General features: G+C 70.1%; 20 protein-coding genes. 7 read left to right on the forward strand and 13 right to left on the reverse strand.

Features of this window, described 5'->3' with window-relative positions:
• Positions 1-86 precede the first annotated feature (86 nt).
• The gene (locus BXA10_RS25505; RefSeq protein WP_076473385.1) at positions 87-1,679 is read right to left on the reverse strand and encodes an MFS transporter; all 1,593 of its coding nucleotides are present in this window, start codon (positions 1,677-1,679) and stop codon (positions 87-89) included.
• Between the two features lie 74 nt (positions 1,680-1,753).
• Positions 1,754-2,380: a class I SAM-dependent methyltransferase gene (locus tag BXA10_RS25510; protein ID WP_076473386.1), complete on the reverse strand. Its 627-nt coding sequence runs from the start codon at positions 2,378-2,380 to the stop codon at positions 1,754-1,756.
• Between the two features lie 66 nt (positions 2,381-2,446).
• Between BXA10_RS25510 and BXA10_RS25515 the strand changes: the two genes are divergently transcribed.
• Positions 2,447-3,043: a helix-turn-helix domain-containing protein gene (locus BXA10_RS25515; protein WP_076473387.1), complete on the forward strand. Its 597-nt coding sequence runs from the start codon at positions 2,447-2,449 to the stop codon at positions 3,041-3,043.
• 93 nt (positions 3,044-3,136) lie between these two features.
• Here the strand turns inward: BXA10_RS25515 and BXA10_RS25520 are convergent, their stop codons facing one another.
• From BXA10_RS25520 to eno, 3 genes are all read right to left on the reverse strand, one after another.
• Entirely contained in the window at positions 3,137-4,015 is an 879-nt protein-coding gene (locus BXA10_RS25520) for an oxidoreductase (protein WP_076473388.1), read from the reverse strand.
• 179 nt (positions 4,016-4,194) lie between these two features.
• Entirely contained in the window at positions 4,195-4,512 is a 318-nt protein-coding gene (locus BXA10_RS25525) for a DUF6176 family protein (RefSeq protein ID WP_076473389.1), read from the reverse strand.
• A gap of 209 nt (positions 4,513-4,721) precedes the next feature.
• Positions 4,722-6,029: a phosphopyruvate hydratase gene (gene eno, locus BXA10_RS25530; RefSeq protein ID WP_076473390.1), complete on the reverse strand. Its 1,308-nt coding sequence runs from the start codon at positions 6,027-6,029 to the stop codon at positions 4,722-4,724.
• A 144-nt stretch (positions 6,030-6,173) separates the two neighbouring features.
• Here eno and BXA10_RS25535 point away from each other — a divergent pair, with 144 nt between their 5' ends.
• Both BXA10_RS25535 and BXA10_RS25540 read left to right on the forward strand, forming a co-directional pair.
• On the forward strand, positions 6,174-6,596 hold the full coding sequence (locus BXA10_RS25535) for a MarR family winged helix-turn-helix transcriptional regulator (protein WP_076473391.1): 423 nt from the start codon (positions 6,174-6,176) through the stop codon (positions 6,594-6,596).
• A gap of 182 nt (positions 6,597-6,778) precedes the next feature.
• Positions 6,779-7,591, forward strand: a complete 813-nt coding sequence (locus tag BXA10_RS25540) for an alpha/beta hydrolase (protein ID WP_076473392.1) — start codon at positions 6,779-6,781, stop codon at positions 7,589-7,591.
• A gap of 45 nt (positions 7,592-7,636) precedes the next feature.
• On the opposite strand, the gene BXA10_RS32615 is transcribed toward BXA10_RS25540, so the two are convergent.
• The 3 genes from BXA10_RS32615 to BXA10_RS25555 form a co-directional block, all read right to left on the reverse strand.
• Positions 7,637-8,164, reverse strand: a complete 528-nt coding sequence (locus BXA10_RS32615) for an HAD domain-containing protein (protein ID WP_076473410.1) — start codon at positions 8,162-8,164, stop codon at positions 7,637-7,639.
• Between the two features lie 412 nt (positions 8,165-8,576).
• The gene (locus BXA10_RS25550; protein ID WP_076473393.1) at positions 8,577-8,924 is read right to left on the reverse strand and encodes a transcriptional regulator; all 348 of its coding nucleotides are present in this window, start codon (positions 8,922-8,924) and stop codon (positions 8,577-8,579) included.
• Complete coding sequence (locus tag BXA10_RS25555) at positions 8,921-9,619, reverse strand: hypothetical protein (protein ID WP_076473394.1); 699 nt, start codon at positions 9,617-9,619, stop codon at positions 8,921-8,923. Before BXA10_RS25555 ends, BXA10_RS25550 begins: the two co-directional genes overlap by 4 nt.
• A 153-nt stretch (positions 9,620-9,772) precedes the next feature.
• Between BXA10_RS25555 and BXA10_RS25560 the strand changes: the two genes are divergently transcribed.
• Positions 9,773-10,507 carry a GNAT family N-acetyltransferase gene (locus tag BXA10_RS25560; RefSeq protein WP_084753261.1) on the forward strand — a complete coding sequence of 245 codons (735 nt, stop codon included), beginning with the start codon at positions 9,773-9,775 and terminating at the stop codon, positions 10,505-10,507.
• A 142-nt stretch (positions 10,508-10,649) separates the two neighbouring features.
• Here the strand turns inward: BXA10_RS25560 and BXA10_RS25565 are convergent, their stop codons facing one another.
• From BXA10_RS25565 to BXA10_RS25575, 3 genes are read right to left on the reverse strand one after another with little or no spacing between them, the layout of a single operon-like run.
• Positions 10,650-11,213: a hypothetical protein gene (locus BXA10_RS25565; RefSeq protein WP_076473395.1), complete on the reverse strand. Its 564-nt coding sequence runs from the start codon at positions 11,211-11,213 to the stop codon at positions 10,650-10,652.
• A 49-nt stretch (positions 11,214-11,262) separates the two neighbouring features.
• Positions 11,263-12,282 carry a hypothetical protein gene (locus BXA10_RS25570; protein WP_076473396.1) on the reverse strand — a complete coding sequence of 340 codons (1,020 nt, stop codon included), beginning with the start codon at positions 12,280-12,282 and terminating at the stop codon, positions 11,263-11,265.
• A gap of 16 nt (positions 12,283-12,298) precedes the next feature.
• The gene (locus BXA10_RS25575) at positions 12,299-13,306 is read right to left on the reverse strand and encodes an Acg family FMN-binding oxidoreductase (RefSeq protein WP_076473397.1); all 1,008 of its coding nucleotides are present in this window, start codon (positions 13,304-13,306) and stop codon (positions 12,299-12,301) included.
• A 165-nt stretch (positions 13,307-13,471) separates the two neighbouring features.
• On the opposite strand from BXA10_RS25575, the gene BXA10_RS25580 reads away from it, so the two are divergent.
• On the forward strand, positions 13,472-14,110 hold the full coding sequence (locus BXA10_RS25580; protein ID WP_076473398.1) for a response regulator: 639 nt from the start codon (positions 13,472-13,474) through the stop codon (positions 14,108-14,110).
• A 23-nt stretch (positions 14,111-14,133) separates the two neighbouring features.
• Here the strand turns inward: BXA10_RS25580 and BXA10_RS25585 are convergent, their stop codons facing one another.
• Entirely contained in the window at positions 14,134-15,804 is a 1,671-nt protein-coding gene (locus tag BXA10_RS25585) for a GAF domain-containing sensor histidine kinase (RefSeq protein ID WP_076473412.1), read from the reverse strand.
• A 220-nt stretch (positions 15,805-16,024) separates the two neighbouring features.
• On the reverse strand, positions 16,025-19,189 hold the full coding sequence (locus BXA10_RS25590) for a glycoside hydrolase family 97 N-terminal domain-containing protein (RefSeq protein ID WP_175649313.1): 3,165 nt from the start codon (positions 19,187-19,189) through the stop codon (positions 16,025-16,027).
• 216 nt (positions 19,190-19,405) lie between these two features.
• Between BXA10_RS25590 and BXA10_RS31040 the strand changes: the two genes are divergently transcribed.
• Together BXA10_RS31040 and BXA10_RS25600 are read left to right on the forward strand one after the other, a co-directional pair.
• Complete coding sequence (locus BXA10_RS31040; protein ID WP_139338142.1) at positions 19,406-19,843, forward strand: hypothetical protein; 438 nt, start codon at positions 19,406-19,408, stop codon at positions 19,841-19,843.
• 168 nt (positions 19,844-20,011) lie between these two features.
• Positions 20,012-20,776, forward strand: a complete 765-nt coding sequence (locus BXA10_RS25600) for a DUF427 domain-containing protein (RefSeq protein WP_076473401.1) — start codon at positions 20,012-20,014, stop codon at positions 20,774-20,776.
• The last annotated feature ends 66 nt before the right edge of the window (positions 20,777-20,842 follow it).

Below are 20,842 nucleotides of genomic sequence, written 5' to 3' on the forward strand. Positions count from 1 at the left end.
TATCGGAGTTCTCCGAGGGTCGGGGCCGTTTCCCGGATCGAACCCATGACGGAATCCAACCGTCGACCTACGCGTACGAGGGGCGTTTACCGGGCGACGGTGTCCCTCGTCGCGCGCGCTCCGGTCGTCGCTGCCTCGGCTAGGCCGGGCCGGTGACCTCGGGCGAGGACGTACACGAAGAGCACGGCCATGACGGCGACGCCGGCCCACATGGCCTGCCGCCAGCCGTCGACGAAGGAATCCTGAGCGGCGCGGATCAAGGCTTCGGCCCGGGGCCCGGCTCCGTCAGCGGAGGCGATGGCGTTGGCGATGCCGTCGCGGGCGGCGTCGGCGGCGCTGTCCGGCATACCGCCGAGCCGGGAGCCGATGGCATTGCGGTAGCCGGCGGACAGCACGGCGCCGAGCAGCGCGACCCCGAGCGCGGTGCCGAACTCCCTGGTGACGTCGTTGAGCGCGGAGGCCACACCTTGACGCTCCCGCGGCAGGGCGGAGGTGATGGCCTCGGTCGCGGGCGTCTGGCTCAACCCCATGCCGAGCCCCATGGGGAGCATGCCGGGCAGGACGGAGAGATATCCACCATCGACGGAGACGAAGGCGGCCATGAGGGCCAGACCCGCACCGCCGAGGAAGATGCCGGCGGCCATCGTCGAACGTCCACCGATGTGCGCGGCCAGCCGTGGGGCGAGGCCGGAGGTGAGCATCATCGTCACCGCCATCGGCATGAGCGCCAGGGTGGCGCGCAGTCCGGACCAACCGAGGACCGCCTGGAAGTACGGGAAGAGGACGACGAAGATCCCTGCCTGCACGCCGAAGACCACCAGAAGCGTCACGGAGCCGCTGCTGAGGGACCGCTCACGGAAGAGGCGGACGTCGAGCAAGGGAGCCGACCGGCGTCGCTCCCACACCACGAACCCGACGGCGCCGATGACGCCGACGAGCAGGCTCAGCAGCGTCACCGGAGCGCTCCACCCCTGCACCGGGCCCTCGTGCAGGACGACGATGAGCCCGACCGCGGCGACCACGGAGGTCAGCGAACCGATGACGTCGAACCCGTGTTCCGACCTCTCCCGCGAGTTCGGTACCGAACGCAGCGTCATGGTGATGGCCACGGCGACGAGTACGACCGGCAGGACGAACAGCCACCGCCAGCTGGCCAGGTCCACCAGGGTCGCGGAGAGGTACATCCCCAGGATGCCGCCACCGCCGGCGACGCCGGTCCAGACACCTATCGCCTTGGCACGCTCGCCGTCCGGAAACGTCGAGGTGATGACGGCCAGGGTGACCGGCATGATCATCGCTGCGCCGACACCGCCGAGCAGCCGCGCCGCGATCATGACTTCCGACGAGGTGGCGAGGCCGGCGGCCGCGCTCGCGACCGCGAAGACGACCAGGCCGGCGAGGAGTACGGGTCGGCGTCCCCATCGGTCGCCGAGAGCGCCGAGCGGTAGCAGCAGCGCGGCCAGGCTGATGGTGTAGATGTTGATGATCCACAGGACGGTGCTCTGCGAGGCGTGGAACGCGACGGCGATCTCCTGCTGGGCGACGTTCAGCCCGGAGACGGAAGCGATGACCGCCATGAGGGCGATGCAGACCGCGATCAGGATCGCGCGACGCCGACGCGGGTCGTGGACCGTCGGGTCGACGGCGTCCGACTGAGCGGACAGGTCCGGGGAGAGCATGCGCGGTTTCCCTTCGAGAAGCGCAAGTTGATACAGCGCCGGAGCGGTGCTCCGGCGCTGAGCAGGTGGTGTGATCACGCGCGCCGGGTGGCGCGTACGACGACGTCGTGCAGCGGGACCGGCCGGCCGGGGACCGTGCGGAGCTGCTCCTCGGCGGTGGTGATCTCCCACCGGGTACGGTCCAGGCCCGCGGTGATGTCCACGAGGGTGACCGAGGCCTCGGCGGGCGGGTGGTGCCCGTGCTCGCCAGCCGTCGGGGTGTGCAGGTGCCCGACGATCAGCAGGGTGCCGCCGGGCGCCACCCAGGCGGAGATCCGGTCGTAGAAGGCCAGCTGCGGCATCGCCGGGTGCGCGTAGTGCGTCGTGACCAGGTCGAAGCGCACCTCCGGCTCCCAGACGGTCAGGTCCGCCTCGACCCACCGCACCTCCCCAGCCGTGGCGCTGGTCGCCGCACGCTCGGCGGCGAGGGCGAGGGCTTCGGGGGCGATGTCGACAGCGGTGACCTGCCAGCCGCGGGCGGCGAGCCAGATCGCCTCGGCGCCGGCGCCGCATCCAGCGTCGAGCGCGCTGCCGACCGCCAGGTCGCCGGTTTCCTGGATGAGGTACGGGTTCGGCGGTTTGCCGGCCATGGCGGTGGACGAGTCACCGTGCCGCCGGTGCCAGTGCTGGTCCCAGTAGTCCTTGTCGAATGCGTGGGTCATGTCGGCGATCCTGACCGCGTACCGGACGAACCGGCAAAGTTCTTTGCCGAATGGAAAACTGGGGCGATGAACGAGGACGTGGACCGGACGCTCGACGCCGTCGGCCCGAGGCTGAAGCAGCTTCGAGCCCGCCGCGACATCACGCTCACCGACCTGGCGAAGGAGACCGGCATCTCCGCCAGTACGCTCTCCCGGCTCGAGGCGGGCCTGCGGCGCCCCACGCTCGAACAGCTCCTCCCGCTCGCCCGCGTCTACGGCGTCACCATCGACGAGCTCGTCGGCGCGCCACCGACCGGTGATCCCCGCGTCAACCTGCGCCCCATCGCCGCCGGCGACGGATCGACCATCCTGCCGCTGACCCGCCGGCCCGGCGGCATCCAGGCCTACAAGTTCGTCCTCCCGGCCGGGCGCGACGACCGCGAACCGGACCTGCGCACCCACGAGGGCTACGACTGGGTGTACGTCCTCAACGGCACGCTACGTCTGGTCCTCGGCGAGCACGACCTCATCCTTCGAGGCGGGGAGGCCGCCGAGTTCGACACCCGCACCCCGCACTGGTTCGGGTCCACCAGCGCCGGTCCCGTCGAGTTCCTCAGCCTCGTCGGCAGGCAGGGCGAACGCGTGCACGTCCGCGCCGCACCGGGATCGACTCCGAGCCGGTAGTGATCGTGGGCCTGCCGGACAGCCGGCGGCGGTGCGGCAGGCGACGATCATCAAACGAGGTGGATCAGCCAGGTCGCACCTGCCCGGTGACCGCTAATCCAGGCTCGCCAGTTCGTCCGCCGACAGGCGAAGCGCCCCGGCGGCCACGTTCTCGACCAGGTGGTCCGGATTGCCCGTACCGGGGATGGCCAGCACGTGCGGTCCGCGAGCCAGCGTCCAGGCGATCCGGACCTGCGCCGGCGTGGCGCCGTGCGCACGTGCGATGGCGAGGATCGCTTCGCTGTCGGCGACACCGCCGGCGTCACGTCCGTCACCGGCGATCGAGTAGAACGGCACGAACGCGACGCCCTGCTCGCCACACGTGCGGAGGGTCTTGTCGCTGAGGCGATTGTCGATGCCGTACGCGTTCTGCACGCACACGACGGGGGCGATCGCCTGGGCCTGTGCGAGATGTTGCGGGCGGACATTGGAGATGCCCAGGTGCCGGATCAGGCCGGCGTCGCGCAGTTCGGCCAGCGCGCCGAAGTGTTCGGCGATCGAGTCGAGGCCGTGCTGGCGCAGGTTCACCACGTCCAGGTGGTCGCGGCCGAGCTGGCGCAGGTTCTCCTCGACCTGCCCCCGTAGTTGATCCGGCCGGGCCAGCGGCAACCAATCGCCGGACGGGTCCCGGCCGGGACCGACCTTCGTGGCGATGACCAGATCGTCGGGGTACGGCGCCAGCGCCCGGTTGATCAGCTCGTTGGCCGAACGCAGCCGGGAGAAGTAGAACGCCGCGGTGTCGATGTGGTTCACGCCCAACTCGACGGCACGGCGCAGCACGCCGATGACCCGATCGCGGTCGCTCGGCGTGCCGCCGCTGTCGAACGCGGCGCCGCCCGTCAACCGCATCGCGCCGAACCCGATCCGGTTGACTGTCATGTCGCCGAGCGTCCAGGTCCCCGCCGACGCCGCAGTGATCTCATGAGTAGGCATCGGACGAACATAGCCACGCCCGCTGACCTGCGCAGTCGGTCGCGTGCCCGATGGCGCCCCACCAAGATCACTGTTACGTTACTTATGGGCAGGGGGTTGTGCGACCCGGAGCATGGCGGGCCCCACGGGTTCCCGATGGGCCGATGCGGCGACTTGGATCGCCGATCAGTGGCAGCCGGTCAGAGGCGCACATCGAGAAGAAGTGGCACGTTCACCTCGCCATCGAGCACCTCGGCCAGGACCGCCTTGTGCTCGGCGTCGATAGGGAACGGCGACTCCTGGAAAGCGCGCGCGGCCGCCTCGTAGTCGGCCGACTCCACGGCGTAGACGAAGACCGGCCCGTTCGTCGTTTCAAGAATGAAGCCCTGTTCGTGGGTGACGCCCTCGTTGACGAACGTCTCCCGGATCTCGTCGGCCCGGCGCGTGGCCTCGGCGAGCCATGCCCTGAGCTGCTCGACCTTGTCCGGCCGCACCCGCGACACCTTGATCTTGAGCATTCGCATCTCTCCTACTGAGCCACGGTCACGACTACCCACACGAGGCTATCGAGGTGCCCGTCGCCGGATCGCCGCGCCCGCACGGCGCACTGCCGCCGGCCACGACGACGTGGAGGTGGACAGCCCAGTAAGGCTTGTCTCCCTGGCACGGGACCGGGGCCCCCGATCGTGCTCGGGGGCCCCGCGTGGTCTCCACCGCTACCTGCTGTTCAGGCTCGGCGCAGTGCGGAGCGGCCTGCGAAGCGCGCCGAGTCGCTGAGCTCCTCTTCAATCCGGATCAGTTGGTTGTACTTGGCGGTGCGGTCGGAGCGGGAGAGCGAGCCGGTCTTGATCTGACCGCAGCCGGTCGCCACCGCCAGATCCGCGATGGTGGTGTCCTCCGTCTCGCCCGACCGGTGCGACATGACAGCCGTCCAGCCCGTCTCGTGGGCCGTGGCGACCACGGCCAGCGCCTCGGTCAGGGTCCCGATCTGGTTTACCTTGACCAGAACTGAGTTGCCGACGCCGGTACGGATGCCCTCGCGCAGCAGCGTCTCGTTGGTGCAGAAGACGTCGTCGCCGGTGAGCTGGCAGCGGTCGCCGACGCGGGCGGTCAGCTCGCGCCAGCCGTCCAGGTCGTTCTCCGCCATCGGGTCCTCGATGGAGACGACCGGGTAGGCGTCGATGAGCCTGACCAGGTAGTCGGCGTGCTGGGAGGAGGTGCGGCGCACCCCCTCGCCCGCGTAGTCGTACACCCCGTCGCGGAAGAACTCCGACGACGCCGGGTCCATGACCAGGCCGATGTCCGTGCCGGGACGGTAGCCGGTGCGCTCGATGGCGGCCATCACGAAGTCGAGCGCCTCCTCAGCGGTACGCAGCGCGGGCGCGAAGCCACCTTCGTCGCCGACGCCCGTTGAGTGCCCGGCGGCCAGCAGATCGCGGCGCAGGGTGTGGAAGACTTCGCTGCCCATTCGGACGGCTTCGGCGAAGGTGTCCGCACCCACAGGCGCGATCATGAACTCCTGGAAATCCAGCGGATTGTCGGCGTGGGCGCCGCCGTTGACGATGTTCATCATCGGCAGCGGCAGCAGGTGGGCGTCGGCGCCACCGAGGTAGCGGTAGAGGGGCTGGCGGTGCGCCGCCGCAGCGGCCTTGGCCGCGGCGAGGGAGACGCCAAGGATGGCGTTGGCACCGAGTCGAGACTTCGTGGCGGTGGCGTCGAGAGCGACCAGCGCGGCGTCGAGCCCCGCCTGGTCCGCCGCGTCGCGGCCGCGCACGGACGCCGCGATCTCCCCGTTGACGTGGGCCACCGCGCGGTCGACACCCTTGCCGTGCCAGCGCGTGAGGTCTCCGTCGCGCAGTTCCACGGCCTCCCGGGCACCGGTGGAGGCGCCGGACGGGACAGCCGCGCGCCCCAGGGACCCGTCCGTCAGGACGACGTCGACCTCGACCGTGGGGTTGCCTCGGCTGTCGATGATCCGGCGGGCGGTGACGGTCTCGATGGCGGCGTCGACGCTTCCGACTGCCTTTGCGGACATGGGAGTTCCTCCCCGTTGTCGTGTGCCGTGGCCCGGCTGCGACAACGCTGGCGCTGGGCCCGACAGCCGCAAACCATACAGCAATGCTGTTCAGTGCTGCTGTACAGGTCGGCTGCACAGCCAGCCAACTTGGTAAAGTGCCGCATGCCCACCTCGGAAGCCGCCACCGTCGCCGCCGAACTGCGTACCGCGATGGGCAAACTCACCCGACGTGTCAAGCACGAGGACCGCATCCCGCTGGGCCAGGTCGCCGTGCTCGGTGCACTCGACCGCGATGGCGCCATGACCACCAGCGACCTCGCCGCTGATCAGCGCGTACGCCCCCAGTCGATGGCCCGGACCGTGGGGCTGCTCGTAGAACAGAACCTGATCACCCGCCGGGCGCACCCGACGGACGGCCGCAAGTCGCTGGTCGAACTGTCGGACGCCGGCCGAGCCGCGCTCGAAGCGGAGCGCGGCCGCAGGGCCGGTTGGCTCGCGCAGGCCATCGAGGCCGAACTCACGGATGAGGAGCGGGCATTGCTGGCGCGGAGCGCCGCCCTGCTGGAGCGGCTCGCCGCACACTAGCGGGCCGACAGCCGGCGTCAGCATTCCACCACCGGGGCATTCCGCACCCGCAGCGAACACGTCCGACGCGGTGAATGGGCCGCGCACCAAGGCCCCGAATCCTTTCCTGTCACACCTCACCGGGCTGTTCGGTCTAATGGGTGTAACTCGGCAGCTCGAATGCTCCGCAGGAAAGGCCCCACATGAAGACAATCGTTCTCGTCCACGGTTTCTGGGTGACCCCGCGCAGCTGGGAACACTGGATCGACCGCTACCAGCGGGCCGGCTACCAAGTGATCGCGCCCGCATACCCCGGATTCGAGGTGGAGGTCGAGGCACTCAACGCCGACCCGACGCCGATCGAGGAGGTGACGGTCCCGGCGATCATCTCGCACCTCGAGTCGGTGGTGGGCGCCCTCGACGAGCCGCCGATCATCATCGGCCACTCCGCGGGTGGCGCGTTCACGCAGGTCCTGCTGGACCACGGCTTCGGCGCTGTCGGCGTGGCGATCAACTCCGCGGCGACCGAGGGCGTGCTCGTCACGCCACTGACGCAGATCAAGTCGACGTTCCCGGTGTTGAAGAACCCGGCGAACCGGCACAAGGCCGTCGGTCTGACGCCCGAGCAGTGGAAGTACACATTCGCCAACACCTGTACTGAGGAAGAGTCCCTCGAGCTCTACCGGCGGTACCACGTCCCGGCGTCCGGGCGGATCCTCTGGAACAGCGTGCTGGCGAACTTCCAGCCCGGCCCGCAGGACGTCTACGTCGACTACCACAACGACAACCGGGCGCCGCTGCTGTTCGTCTCCGGCAGCGAGGACCACCTCATGCCGCCGAGCGTGCAGCGGTCCAACGCCAAGCACTACAAGTCGTCGAAGACCACCACCGAGATCAAGGAATACGAGGGCATGGCGCACCTGCTGCCCGCGCAGAAGGGCTGGGAGGAGGTCGCCGACGACGTCCTGGCGTGGGCGGTGGAACACGCCGGCTGGCGGGCGGCGAACGGCGCCTGAAGGACGTGCGGGAACACGCGATTCGCGGAGTGAAGGTGCAGGTGATCAAGCTGCACCTTCGTCCTGCACAAGCCAGTGACGGACAGCCGAGAAATCGGCTTCGGTGAGACCCACGTAGGGGTCGATACGGCGTAGCAGCGCCCGCTCCGGGTGGTACGTGGCCACCCATCGGCGATCGACATCGGTCATCTCGTCATCGAGCCACACGAATGGGCGTCCCGCCGCCCACCGGACCAGATGCATGGTCTTCCAGTGCAGGCCGTGCTTCGTATCGCCGTCGCTGTCGGGCCATTCGACGACCGGCAGGTCCGGAAGCCCGAGCCGTGGCGAGATGACCTCGTTCGCTTCCGCCATCCACGTCGTCGCCCAGGCCAGCTGACCCCCGAGAGCCAAGAGCCGGCGACCGTCATCCGGGTCGAGCCGGTCGAGAAGTGGGTTGCCCCCGTCGGCCGGCGGCTGCGCGACGGCACGGCGGAAGGCTTGCTCGCGGCCGACCAGCCGGGCCTTGAACGGGATCAGCGGTCCGTCCACATCGAGGAATATCAGCGGGGGTCGGGTCGGGCCGGGCAGCACGGCCGCAGGCCCACGGAGCAACGAAGAGTCGTTGACCACGGCCGTCGCGTCGATGGTCACGCCTGCACGGGCGCCCCACAGCCCAGGTGCCGCGTCTCCCGCTTCGCTCCGGGCAAGATCGACATGACCGGCTACGCGGCCATCCAGTTCCGCCACCCAGGAGGCCACGAGCGACGGCGGCGTGAGCCAGGCGTCCGGGAAGCTGGGCCAGTTCACCGGATAACCGTCGCGCTCATGGACGTCCGCCAACACCCGCACACAGTCACCGAGATCGCGATCAGTCCGCGTACGGACGATCGGGGGTACGTCCGCGCCGGACCCGTCCTCGTTCACCACCCGGGCATGGAAACACAGCGCAGGGCCCGTGACCAGCGGCGGGTGTCGGTGTTGGATTGGCGGGTGCTGGTGGTCGCTACCGGCCGTCGGCGGCCTCGACGCGGACGATGAGCTGCTTGAGCCGGGCGATCTCGTCGGCGAGCGCGGCCTGGCCGGCGTGGGTGAGCGTGATCCAGGTGCGGGCGCGCCGGCCTGCGTAGCCCTTCTCGACCCCGATCAGACCAGCCGATTCGAGGACGCCGAGGTGCTGGGACAGGTTGCCGCCGGTCAGCCCCAGCTGGGTGCGCAGGAAGCCGAACTCGACCCGCCGTGCCTCGTGGGCGATGGTGAGGATGCCCAGCCGGACGCGCTGGTGCACCACGTCGTCGAGCCCGGTGGCCGGGTGCGTGGCGGCGGGCTCCGGCTCGGCGAGCGGGTCGCTCATCGGTGCTGCCACGGTCGTTGCGCCAGGGCGAAGCCGAGCCCGCCGAGCAGGAGCAGGCCGCCCTGGATGACCAGCGGTGGCAGGAATCTCCAGTCGCCTCCCCAGTGCGTACCCCAGCCGAAGTTCACCGGCACCAGCAGCACCGCCAGATACGCGGCGGTGAACAGCAGCAGCGCGAGGTGACGTTCCAGCCACGCCAGGACCAGCAGTGCCACGCCGATGGCGGGACCCCAGTCGATGAGGCGGGTCAGGAACATCGCCAGCCCGTCGGGCCGTTCCAACCCCTCCGGCATTCCCCATCCTTCGTGTGTGACGAGCAGCGCCACGACCTGGACCAGGACGTTCAGCGCGATGCCCGTGACGACGTACGGCATCACGCGGCCACCCAGCCCGCGTGCCCGGGCGGCCCGCAGGTAACCGTAGGCGATCGCCGCGTAGGCCACCGCCAGCGCCACCTGCCAGTAGACGATCAGGGCGAGGTTGCGCCCTCGGCAGATCTGGCCGTCGGCGACGGTCACGCAGGTGCTTCGCCAGCCGTAGCGGTGGGCGGGGATGGCCGCGAGCGTGACCACGGCCAGTACCAGCAGCGGCAGCCAGGTCACCCGCTGGGCGACCCGGACCCGACGCGTGAGGTGCCGCACGTGTGCGAGCAGCCGGTGAGGGTCGTCCCCTGCGGCCATCGGATGAGTAGTCATGCCAATAGGTTTGCACAACAAACCAGTTGGCGCTAGCGCCAATCGTGACTGCCGCCCGAATGCCCGGACCGGCTCCGGCGCTCTCGGGCGTCACCTGCGGGAGTTGCCCCAGCTCACATCGGGTCGCCAGCGGAATCTCGATAAGATCGACTCGTGGAGTCGATTGACACGTTGCTCGCGGCGCACCGGGCGTACCTTCTCGGCTGGAACATCGGTGAGGCCGGCGGCGCGGACTTGGTGACCTACCGCAGCGACGTGCCGCACCCGCCGCTCAACGGCGTGCTCCGCCTGCTCGGGCGCGACCCTGCGGACGCCCTCGCCGAGGCCCGCCGACGCCTCGACGGCGTGCCGCGGGTCTGGTGGGTCGGACCGGACAGCGACGCCGGGACGGCCGACGCTCTGGCGTCCCTCGGGGCCGTCGCGATCATGACCCTGCCGATCATGGCGGTGTCGATCGATCAGGCCTCCCCCGCCCCCGTCCCCGCCGGTGTCCGCATCACGGAGACCACCGACGTGGACGAGTTCGTCACCGCCTACGCCCGGGTTTCCGGCATTCCGGCGGCCGGCGTGCCGGCGGCGATCACCCGGGAGCGGTCGTTCGCCGGGGACGGCATCCTGGTCAGGCTGGCCGGCCGCCTCGACGACGGCCGAATCGTCGGGACGGCGGTCGCCTGGCTCAGCCATGACGTCGTCACGCTCTACTACGTGGGCACCCAACCTGAACATCGGCGACAGGGCATCGGTGCCGCGATGACCCGGGCGGCTCTCGACCTGGCCCGCGAGCGCGGCGTACGCACCGCCGCCCTCACCTCGACCGCCATCGGCGAACCCGTCTACCGCAACCTGGGCTTCCGCACCGTGGGCAGCTTCCAGCTGCTGTCGTTCTGACCACCAGTGGTTCCGATGACGACCGTTGGTAAGCCGAAGACCGAAGTCGGCTGGGTGCCCGACATGGTTGCGGTACCGGCGCACAAGCCGGTGTGGGCACCACCTGTTGGTGGCGCCCACACCGGCCCGACGGGACGTCCAGCTACTTCAGCCAGGCCCAGCGTCGGACGATCGGAAGGCGAGCCCACATCCGGCCGAATCCCCAGGTGTCGCCCGCGGCGGTGAGGGCGAGCCCGGCCAGCATGGCCGCGTTGATGAGGTGGTCGTCGAGGAACGGATTGTTCTCGGGGGGCAGGACGACCGTCCACATCATGACGTACAGGATGCCGCCGGCCACCGCGGCGACGCGCAGTCCGACCCCGGCGAGCAGGGCGACGGCGATGGCGGCCAGGCCGAGCATGAACAGCGCGTCGACCCAGGCGGTACCGGCGATGGCGCGGTAGAACCCGGCGAAGGGGCCTTCCGCGCCGAACGCCAGGAATCCCTTGGTCGGGCTGCCGCCGTTGATCCAGGCGGCCTTGCTCTCGGTCTCGTGACCGAGGCCGAACGTCTTGTCCAGGAACGCCCACAGGAAGGTCCAGCCCAGGGCCAGCCGGATACCGGCGAACACGTATCGGGTGGCCTTCTGGGCCGTGGATTCGACACCCAACTGAGGGGCCCCCGGGGCGGTCCGGCGGGTGACGGGCGGCTGGCTGATCGCGGTCATTCTGGCCACGTCCTCTCTGGTCCTCCGCGGTGATCCCTCGCGGCTGTCTTCATTCGACATCTCCGGCCACCGGTCGGGGCAGGGCCGCCGGACCGTTCGCCCACGAGACCTTGGACCCGTCCTCGCGGGACGTACGGGTGGTGACTGCCGCGGTCGCGGGTGACTCGGAGGCCGCCCTGGCGTAGCCGACCCGGAGCACCATCTGGGGCGGGCCGGAGCGTCCGAGCGCCAGGCGGAGCTGCTCCCGCGCCGCCGGCACGTCGATCACCTGGGGTAGCAGATAGGCCGCCAGGTGAACATCGGCGACGGTCAGCAGTACGCGTTGAAGCGCCTGACCGGCCCGCAGGTCTTCGGTCGGGGTGTCCATCGGGCTGCCGAGCACCACCGCCAACGGGTCGCACTCCGACTGATCGCCGCCACTCGGGACGAATGCCCGCGCGGACGAGGCCGCGTTCGGTCTGCCCGGTAGCGCGGGGCAGGGACCGTGGCCCGGAACGGGGTGCGAGGACCCGACGCTCCCGCGTTCAGCCGGGCGTACCCGGGAATGGGCACCCACCAGAACCTGGTGGGCGGTCGCGGCGATCTGGGTCACCGCGGCCACCGCCGAACGCCCGGTGATGAGGTCCAGCCAACCATGTTCGGCCTCGGCCGCGGCGGCCAGACGCCGCCGCACCTCGATCGGCACGGACACCGGGCCGAACGGCACGGGCAGGACCGAGCAGCGCGGCACCGTCGCGAAGAGGTCCTGCTCGATCCGGGTAGGCGCTCGGGCAGCGCCCGGTTGTATCCGGGCGAACAGATCCGGTTCGTCGCGGTGCGGCCGTAATCGCACGAGCGCCGGCCGGCCGCGCACCGCCAGTGCGAGCCGCGCGTTGAGGATGCCGGCGCCGGCGGCGAGCCGGCCGGCATGCGCGGCGGAATCGGAGCTGACTGCCGCCCAGGGCTGGTCGACGAGCACGTCGATGCCACCGTCGTGCAGTCGGTACGTCGGCCTGCCGTCGTCCGGTCCGGGCGCCTGCGCGGCGGCGGCCGCCGCGTGGGCCAGGTCCGCCTGCCCGTATCCCCCCATCCGTCGGCTCCGAGGTTCAGGTCGGGTCGGTGTACTCGATGACGTCGGCTGGCTGCCGACGTGGTGTGCCGGGCAGCGGACCGCTGTCGGCGCAGAACCCGACCCGGACGACCAGGTACGGTTCACCGACGTCGGCCAGCAGGTTGCGCAGGAGCCATCGCGGCCAGTCCAGTTCGATCGGGTCGCTCAGCGGTGCGGTGGCCAGGCCCTCGGCGACCGCGGTGAGCAGCAGCGCGGACAGTGCCTCACCGCCGGTCAGCAGGCCGGCGGGGGTGTCGCCGCGACCGAAGAGGATGAGGTAGGCGGCACCGCGATCCGTGCCGGGACCGGCTTCCAGCCCGGGGTCGCCGCCCAGCGTGTGGTCGCGGATCGGCACCCGACGCGGTGCGGGCCGGACCGCCACCGAGGCGGGTACCCCGTCACGTCGCTCCGACGGCCGTGTGGTCCACTGCCGGAGCTCGCTGCGGTATGCCGGGTCCTCGAGTTCGGCCGCGGCGGCGTTGGCGGTCGCGACAGCCAGCATCGGCATCTGGTCGGGACGGACCAGATGCAGGAATGCGCCCTCGGCCTCCACGACCCGGCGAAGCCGGTGCAGGACCGTCTCGGGCACTGGCCGGTCGTCGAAGGCACGCCGATCGGTACGTCGACGGCCGGCCGCCTGGTGCTGGCGCAGCTGCTCCGGATCGGGATCCTGCCGCCCGACGATCGTGATCTCCGCCAGCAGATCCGGGTCGGCGTCGTCCGGGAACCGCACGACCTCCGCGCGGTATCCCGCCACCGCCAGCGCCAACCGCGCGTGGTGCAGGGCAGCCCCGCAGCTGACCAGCAGCAGCCGGCGGTGCGGGTCGGTACGGTGCAACTGCCGGCCGGCATCGGCCCGCAGAGCCAGCACGCCACCGGAACTGATCCGCCAACGCCAGGGTTGGGTGTTGAAAACCGACGGCGCGAACAGGGCGTACTCGGCGGCAGCAGCAAGCGCGGACCGGACCTCGGTCGGTTCTGGGCCCGGGTGTGGTGCGGTCATCTTCGTTCCTCCTCGCCGGTTGTCTCCAGCAACACTGCGCCGCTGCGGGGTCGTGCCGTCAGGGCCGCAGGTCCCGCCACGACAGGCCGCATCTCCTGCACCGCAGCCGCCGGTTCGGGACTTTCGACCCTGCCGGCCGACGGCAGCGGCGGGTAGGAAGGAGGAGTGATTCGTGTCTTCCTGCTCGACGACCACGAGGTGGTCCGACGTGGCCTGGCCGGCCTGCTTCAGAGCGACGGTGACATAGAGGTGGTCGGCGAGTCCGGCTCGGCGCGGGAGGCGGCGAGCCGCATTCCGGCGCTCCGTCCCGACGTGGCGATCCTCGACGCCCGGCTACCGGACGGCAACGGCATCGACGTGTGCCGGGACGTACGTGCGGTCGACTCCACGATCAAGGGCCTCATCCTCACCTCGTACGAGGACGACGAGGCTCTGTTCGCGGCGATCATGGCGGGAGCGGCGGGATACGTGCTCAAGCAGATCCGCGGCACCGACCTGGTCGACGCGGTCCGGCGGGTGGCGGCCGGACAGTCGCTGCTCGACCCCGCCGTCACCGCCCGGGTACTCGAACGCATCCGCACCGGTGTGGAGCGGCCCCGGGAGTTCCAATCCCTGACCGAGCAGGAACGGCGGATCCTGGAGTACGTGGCGGAAGGGCTCACCAACCGGGAGATCGCCGGAAGGATGTTCCTCGCCGAAAAGACCGTGAAGAACTACGTCTCCAGTCTGCTCGCCAAGCTCGGCCTGGAGCGGCGTACCCAGGCCGCGGTGCTGGCCACCCGCCTGCTCGGCGATCGGCGCTGATCCGCCCCGGTCGCCCCCGGGAGTCAGTCGCGCAGCGGCACCCGCCACAGGAGAACCGTGCCGCTCGGCTCTGCCTGGTCGATCCGCAGCGTCCCGCCGTACCGTTCCGCGCGTTCCCGGAGGTTCACCAGACCACCGCGAGCCCGCGCCGGATCGGTGCCGACACCGTCGTCGGCCACCTGTACGACCAGCTCGCCGTCGCGGACATCGACAACGACCGTGATCTGGCTCGCCCGCGCGTGCCGTACCACGTTCGACAGGGCCTCGTTGAGCACCGCGAGCAGGTCGGGACGCAGCCCGTCGGGCACGGCGCTGTCGACCGGGCCGGTCAGCTCCAGCTCCGGACGGAAGCCCAACGCCTCTGCGGAACTGGCGACCAGGTCCCGGATCTCGGTGCGAAGGGCGGCCGTCATCGGGGTACGCAGCTCGAAGATCGCCCGCCGGATGTCCCGGATCGTGGAGTCCAGGTCGTCGACTGTGGCGTTGAGTCGCTGCCGTACGTCCGGCCGACCGGCCAGCGGCGCCACCGTCTGCAGCTGAAGGCCCATCGCGAACAGCCGCTGGATCACCACGTCGTGCAGATCCCGGGCGATCCGCTCCCGGTCCTCCAGGACCACCAGCAGTTCCCGTTCCTCCTGCGCCCGGGCCCGCTCCAGGGCCAGCGCAGCCTGCCCGGCGAACGTCGCCAACAGGGTGCCCTCCACATCGCTGCCCGCCTGCTGCCCGGGCGGGTAGGCGATCACGAGCACACCGTGCAGGGCGTCGCCGGCCGTCAACGGCGAGATCAACGCCGGGCCCGTACCGACCGGCGACGGCCACGGCGCCGCCTTGGCGAGGCTCTCCACCACGGCCTGCCGGCGCCGGGTCACCGGCTCCACGAAATCGGTGTCCGCCGCGGCCAGCACCGCACCGACCAACTCGCCGGACGCCGCGGCGCCGTCGACGACCTCCACCGTGAACACTCCGGCTTCGTCGTCGTAGAGCAGGACCATCGCCACTTCGGCCCCGGCGACCTCCCGGGCTCGTCGGGCGATCAGCCGCAGCGCGTCGGTACGGCGTACCTCGCCCAGCAGGACACCGGTGATCTCGGCCGCAGCCGCCAACCACCGTTCCCGGCGATGCGCCACCGCGAACAGTCGGGCGTTCTCGATGATCACCCCGGCGGCGGCGGCGAGCGCGGCGACGATCTCCTCGTCGTCGTCGGTGAACTCCGCCGCGCCCTGCTTCTCGGCCAGGTAGAGATTGCCGAACACCTGGTCCCGGATCCGCACCGGAACGCCGAGGAAGCTGTGCATCGGCGGATGGTTCGGGGGGAAGCCGTACGACTGGGGATGCCGGGTGATGTCCGGCATCCGGACCGGGCGAGGGTCGGCGATCAGGAGGCCGAGCACCCCGCGCCCATGAGGCAGGTCACCGATCCGGGCCCTCGTCCCGGCGTCGATGCCGTACGTGATGAAGTCGGTCAGCTCCCGGTCGGCGCCGATGATGCCCAGCGCGCCGTACCGGGCTCCGGCGAGCCGGCAGGCCGCGGCCACGATCCGGTCCAGGGTGCTGTGCAGATCCAGGTCGGTGCTGATTCCGACCACCGCGTCCAGCAGCGCACGTAGCCGCTCCCGGCTGGTGACCACCTCGCCGACCCGGTCCAGCGTCTCCTGAAGCAGTTCGTCAAGCCGGACCCGGGACAGTGGGGTGATGCCCAGCGACAAAGGCGAGAAGCCTTCCTCGGCCGGTGGCGTCGACTCGGTCACGCGCTGATGGTATCGGCGGCCCAGGTCGGTCCGGCAGCCCTGATGAGGCACTTCCTGGCTCGGGACCCGGTCTCCCCTGTGTTCGTGGCCGGCGCCTCGCGCCGACCAGCGGGCAGAAACGGCGGGGAGGGCGGACCCGATGGGCCAGCCCTCCCCACCTTGAACCTCACGCTCGCTTGACTACCCCCAGGTCTGGTTCGAGGGTGATCGAGTCGACGTTGACGTTGCCGTCGTCGTTGGGACCGAACACGATGTTCACGGCGTCGCCGGCGGCGATCGGGAGTGTGACGGTGTGCTCGGACCAGGTGTCCCAGTTCGCGAGGGTCGGCAACTGGAGCACGAGCGACTCGGCTCCGCTGCTCAGGGTCATGGTCCGGGTGTTACCCATGGCGTTGGCGTACCGAATTCGCAGCGTGTAGTCGCCGTCCGCCGCCACGGCGCCGTTGAACCGTAGGCCGCTCTCCTTGGTCTTGAGACAGGCCACGAAGCCGCTGCCGGTGTAACCGGTGTGATCGGTACGCAGGCAGGCCGCACCGAGCAGCTGCGCGGCCTCCGCCTCGTGGATACGGGGACCGGCGGCGATCACGTCGATGGACGCGAGCAGGTCCGCTGCGACGTCAGGGTCGACCTGTCCGGCCGGAGCGGCCGTGATGAGGGCACCGAACCGCTCGAGTGCGTCCCGCATCGCCGCGTTGTCGTTCGCGGATGCCGACTGGGCCGCAGCCGTGATCTCGTCGAGAAGCCGCTGCGACAGTGCTGGGGCGATGCTCCCCTGGTCGGTTGCCAGTCGTACGTTCCCGGCGATCGAGAGCAACCCGCGAGGCGAGCCGAGCCGGATGCTGAGCAGCTCGTCGATCGCGGTCCGCGCCTCCGCACTCACCTGCGCAACCGGCAGACGGTAGAGATCCATGCGCAGGTCCTGAAGCGCGAGCAGCCGTCCCGTCACATCGCCGTGACGCAGCTCGGACTCGGCATTGTTCACTCGGCGTTGCAGCGTTGTGAGCGCCGACCCCGTCACCGCGCCGGACTTGTGCAGCTGGCGGATCAGCTGCGACATCGACCGCGTCTGCGTGACCCGGGTCGGCTTACCGCGTTCGCCGTTCGGTGAGCCGACGGCGACCTTGAAATCCTGGTCAGGGACCTGGCTCGCCGGCAGGGTCAGCTCGACGGTGCTGGTTCCGGCTCCGGCGATCCGTACGGTCCGCGGCTCGCCGACGGCACGTCCGTCGAGGACCAGTTGGGTGGGGACAGCCGCCACGGTGCTTCCGGGGTTGGTGAGCGGCGCGGTCACGGTCAGGCGTTGCGTGCCCGCGTCCAGGGTGGCTTGGGCGGCTCCAAAGCTGGGGCGGGGCGGGGTGTACCGGTCGAGCGTGCGCCGGTCCTCCTTGGTCGCCGGCCGGATCCGGACCGCCTGCCCGCCTCCGCCGACCATCGACATGCTGAGCACGGTCGACGAGCGGACGAGCACCTTACTGATCTCGATCGGCAGCGGATTCCCGCGCCAGGTCGTCTCGGCCGCATCGGAGTAGATCTCGGCCACGTACTCGCCGTGCGCCAGGAACGACAGGGGCATCTCGAGGGTGCGGTCGTTCTCGTCGGTGATCGCGCTGAGGTACCAGGTGTCGCCGTGACGTCGGGCCGCCGTCGTGTAGTCGCCGATCGCGCTGTCGAGGATCCGGCTCTCGTCCCACGTGGTGGGCATGTCCTTCAGGAACGCGAAGCCCGGATGCGCGGCGTAGTTCTCAGGGGTGTCCGCGAGCATCTGCATCGGGCTGTAGAAGAGCGTGGAGAGCGCCAACTGGGCGGCCGAGGTGGTCTGGACGCGGGTGCCGAGCTTGGCCGGGTCCCAGGTGACGTTCAGGACACCGGGGGTGTAGTCGGCCGGGCCACCCATGAACCGGGTGAACGGCAGAATGGTGGCCTGCGCCGGCGGGTTGCCGTTCACGCCCTTGTGGTTCTGCTGCTCCATCCCGGCGACGCCCTCACCGGTCATCATGTTGGGGTAGGTGCGGGCGAGCCCGGTCGGCTTGATCGCCTCGTGGGCGTCGATCGTGATGTGGTGGCGGGCCGCCGCGTCGATCACGCGCTGGTAGTGCCGCACGGCTTCCTGGTCGAAGTGGCTGCGGTTCACCCCACCCAGCAGGAACTTGGTGGCGTAGCCGGTTTTGATCGCGTGGATACCGAGTTCCTCGTACCGGGAGAAGATCTCCTCGATGTGCGTGTCGTAGTAGTCGACGTCGCCCCGCGTCTCGTTGTGCGCGATGAACCCGACACCGTTCTGCTCGGCGTACTCGAGCACCGCGGGCAGGTCGAAGTCGGGCTGCGGGGTGAGGAAGTCCTGGTTCGCCCAGGTGCCGCCGGCGTTCGTGTTCCAACCCTCGGCGAGTACGTACTTGGAACCCGCCCGCTTCGCCAGATCGATGTACTGCTTCACGCGAGCGGTCGTGGCTCCGTGGTTCGGTCCGTAGTTCCAGGTGGTCTGGCGGCGCTGAAGCTCCCACCACACACCGACGTACGTGGCGGGCTTGATCCAGGACGTGTCGCCGGCGCAGATCTCGCACGGGTCGTTGAGATTCTCGATCAGGTGGGACTCGGCCAGGTCACCGGGCCGCTCACCGATGGTCAGGGTGCGCCACGGGGTGGAGAACTCGCCGCGCAGCTTCGCCTTCGTGCCGTCCGGCAGACTGATCAGGTCGCTCGTGAACCGGCCCGGCTGGCCCGGCACCGCCTTCAGCGTCATGCTCGGATAGTCGGTCAGGTCGGCTTCGTGCACCACCAGGTAGGTGTCGCCGGCCGCCAGGGTGATGGGCGTCTGGGCCGTCGGTACGGCCGACAGTGGCTGGTCGCGGTAGTGCTGCTCGTCGGCGTTCCAGTCCGTGCCGGCGGCCAGCGACCAGCTTCGCGAGGCAGGGTCCAAAGCGAACTCGGTTCGCTCGGCGGTCACCGTGTAGGCGTCGAGTCCCGGCTGGGCCGGGATGTGGTAGCGAAACCCGACGCCGTCGTCGAAGACACGAACGATGACGTCCAGACGGAACCCGGTGTCCGCCTGCACGGCGTGGACCGTGAGTTCACGAGCGTGGTTGCGGACCTTGCTGTCAGTCCCCCAGAGCGGCTTCCACGTCTCGTCGATGGTGCGGCGTTGCACGGACTCGATGCTCATGGCCTGGGTCAGGCTGGGTCGTCCCGCGAGGTCGATACCGAGCCCGGAGGCGCCGACCACCACCTGGCCGCGATTCGTGACGCTGTAGGTGAGCCGCCCGCCGTCAGCGCTGATCGCGACGCCCAGCGATCCGTCCGGAGACTTCACCACCTGCCCAGCGCTCTCCGGCACCGCGATCATAGCTGCCGGTACGGCTGGAACCAGCGGCTCGTTCGCGCGCGCAGGCGCCGCGAGGATCCCGGCTGAGAGCGCGAGGGCTGTCGTTGCCACCAAAGCGGTCCTCAGCGTCGGCCTTCGGCCAGCACTGTTCATCGTCTGTCCCATCCTCGACCGAAGCGGCCGTAACCCGACCGAAACAATCAGGGACCCTAGGGATGCCGTGCGCCGGTGGTCAATCCTCAGAATTCCGAGGATTCAGGGCCCTTTACGCTGGAAATACCTTGCTGTCTGTTGTTATGCGCGTCACCAATCGACGGGCTGCGCACGGAGAATCGGCAATCCTCGAAGGACGGCGGCAGGCGCCTGCGCGACAGCGCGACGTGGCACGTCCACAGTCGCGTCGGCGGGGGTGCCGCCGGCAGCGCGGCCGAACCGCGGGCCGCCCTGGCTCCTGACACACTCAGCGGCGTGTTCATCACCGTGACCCTGCGGAACGTCGGTACCGCGGCAATCGTGGTCGGGCTGCTCATCGCCATGCTCACCCTCGGCACGACCACTGACCGTCCATTCATCCTGGCCTGGTTGTTCGTCGTCATCGGTCTTGGCCTGCGGTTGGAGGCCGCCATTCGCGGTCGCAACGGGCCGGACCGAGGTGCCGGGCACTGAGCTTCCTGGCGGTGCACCCTCGTCGAGCGGCACGCGCGACACGTCGGCACGGCCACGGCGCCACTCCAGGATCGGGTGGTCGGCGGTCGACCGCCGCGAGACGTCATAGGCCCCCTGATCGTTGAGCCGGTGCCACCCGAACCCGGCCCGTCGTGAACTGGAGGAAAGGTGCGAGATTATCCGCAGGCGATCGGCCCGGACGACCGCGTCGAGCCGGTGCCGCGCCGGATCCGCGCGTACCTCGCCGGCGAGCTGGTGCTGGACACGACACGGGCACAGTACGTGTGGGAGTGGCCGTTCTACCCCCACTACTACATCCCGCTCAATGACGTGAACCGCAGCCTGCTGGTCGATGAGCACCGCACGGAGCGGATCCCGTGCGGGACCGGACGGGTGTACGGGCTGCAGGTCGGTGAGACGTCCCGCCCGTCGTCCGCTCGATGCTATGGAGACGACGCGCTGCCCGGACTGGCGGACACGGTTCGATTCGACTGGGCCGCCATGGACAGCTGGTTCGAGGAGGACGAAGAGGTCTTCGTGCACCCCCGCAACCCGTACTCCCGGGTCGATGCGCTGCGGTCCACCCGGCACGTACGGGTGGAACTCGACGGGCTCGTACTGGCCGAGTCGGCGTCACCGGTGCTGGTCTTCGAGACCGGGCTGCCCATCCGCTACTACCTCAACCGGACCGAGGTGAACTTCGAGCACCTCGTGGCGTCGAAGACGACGACCGCCTGCCCGTACAAGGGCCGGACGAGCCGCTACTGGTCGGTACGCGTCGGCGGCACCGTCCAACCGGACCTGGCCTGGTCGTACGAGTTCCCCACCAGCGCGCTCATCCCGATCGCCGGGCTGATCGCCTTCTACAACGAGAAAGTTGACCTGGTCATCGACGGCCAGCGGCTCACCCGGCCGAAGACGCACTTCTCCTGACCGCGGCCGCACCGGCGAGAGTCCTGTGACGGCGGGCACACCTCGTCACGGCCGGCGTCGCAATCC

The sequence above is a fragment of the Micromonospora avicenniae genome, from assembly GCF_900156065.1.
In the GTDB taxonomy this organism is placed as follows: Bacteria; Actinomycetota; Actinomycetes; order Mycobacteriales; family Micromonosporaceae; genus Micromonospora; species Micromonospora avicenniae.

Coding starts and splice junctions, on each gene's coding strand:
- BXA10_RS25570 (WP_076473396.1), bottom strand. CDS start 12,282: ATGGGGGGATACGGGCAGGCGGACCTGGCCCACGCGGCGGCCGCCGCC.
- BXA10_RS25525 (WP_076473389.1), bottom strand. CDS start 4,512: ATGCTCAAGATCAAGGTGTCGCGGGTGCGGCCGGACAAGGTCGAGCAG.
- BXA10_RS25510 (WP_076473386.1), bottom strand. CDS start 2,380: ATGACCCACGCATTCGACAAGGACTACTGGGACCAGCACTGGCACCGG.
- BXA10_RS25505 (WP_076473385.1), bottom strand. CDS start 1,679: ATGCTCTCCCCGGACCTGTCCGCTCAGTCGGACGCCGTCGACCCGACG.
- BXA10_RS25550 (WP_076473393.1), bottom strand. CDS start 8,924: ATGAGCGACCCGCTCGCCGAGCCGGAGCCCGCCGCCACGCACCCGGCC.
- BXA10_RS25520 (WP_076473388.1), bottom strand. CDS start 4,015: ATGCCTACTCATGAGATCACTGCGGCGTCGGCGGGGACCTGGACGCTC.
- BXA10_RS25565 (WP_076473395.1), bottom strand. CDS start 11,213: ATGACCGCGATCAGCCAGCCGCCCGTCACCCGCCGGACCGCCCCGGGG.
- eno (WP_076473390.1), bottom strand. CDS start 6,029: ATGTCCGCAAAGGCAGTCGGAAGCGTCGACGCCGCCATCGAGACCGTC.
- BXA10_RS25535 (WP_076473391.1), top strand. CDS start 6,174: ATGCCCACCTCGGAAGCCGCCACCGTCGCCGCCGAACTGCGTACCGCG.
- BXA10_RS25575 (WP_076473397.1), bottom strand. CDS start 13,306: ATGACCGCACCACACCCGGGCCCAGAACCGACCGAGGTCCGGTCCGCG.
- BXA10_RS25555 (WP_076473394.1), bottom strand. CDS start 9,619: ATGACTACTCATCCGATGGCCGCAGGGGACGACCCTCACCGGCTGCTC.
- BXA10_RS25540 (WP_076473392.1), top strand. CDS start 6,779: ATGAAGACAATCGTTCTCGTCCACGGTTTCTGGGTGACCCCGCGCAGC.
- BXA10_RS25515 (WP_076473387.1), top strand. CDS start 2,447: ATGAACGAGGACGTGGACCGGACGCTCGACGCCGTCGGCCCGAGGCTG.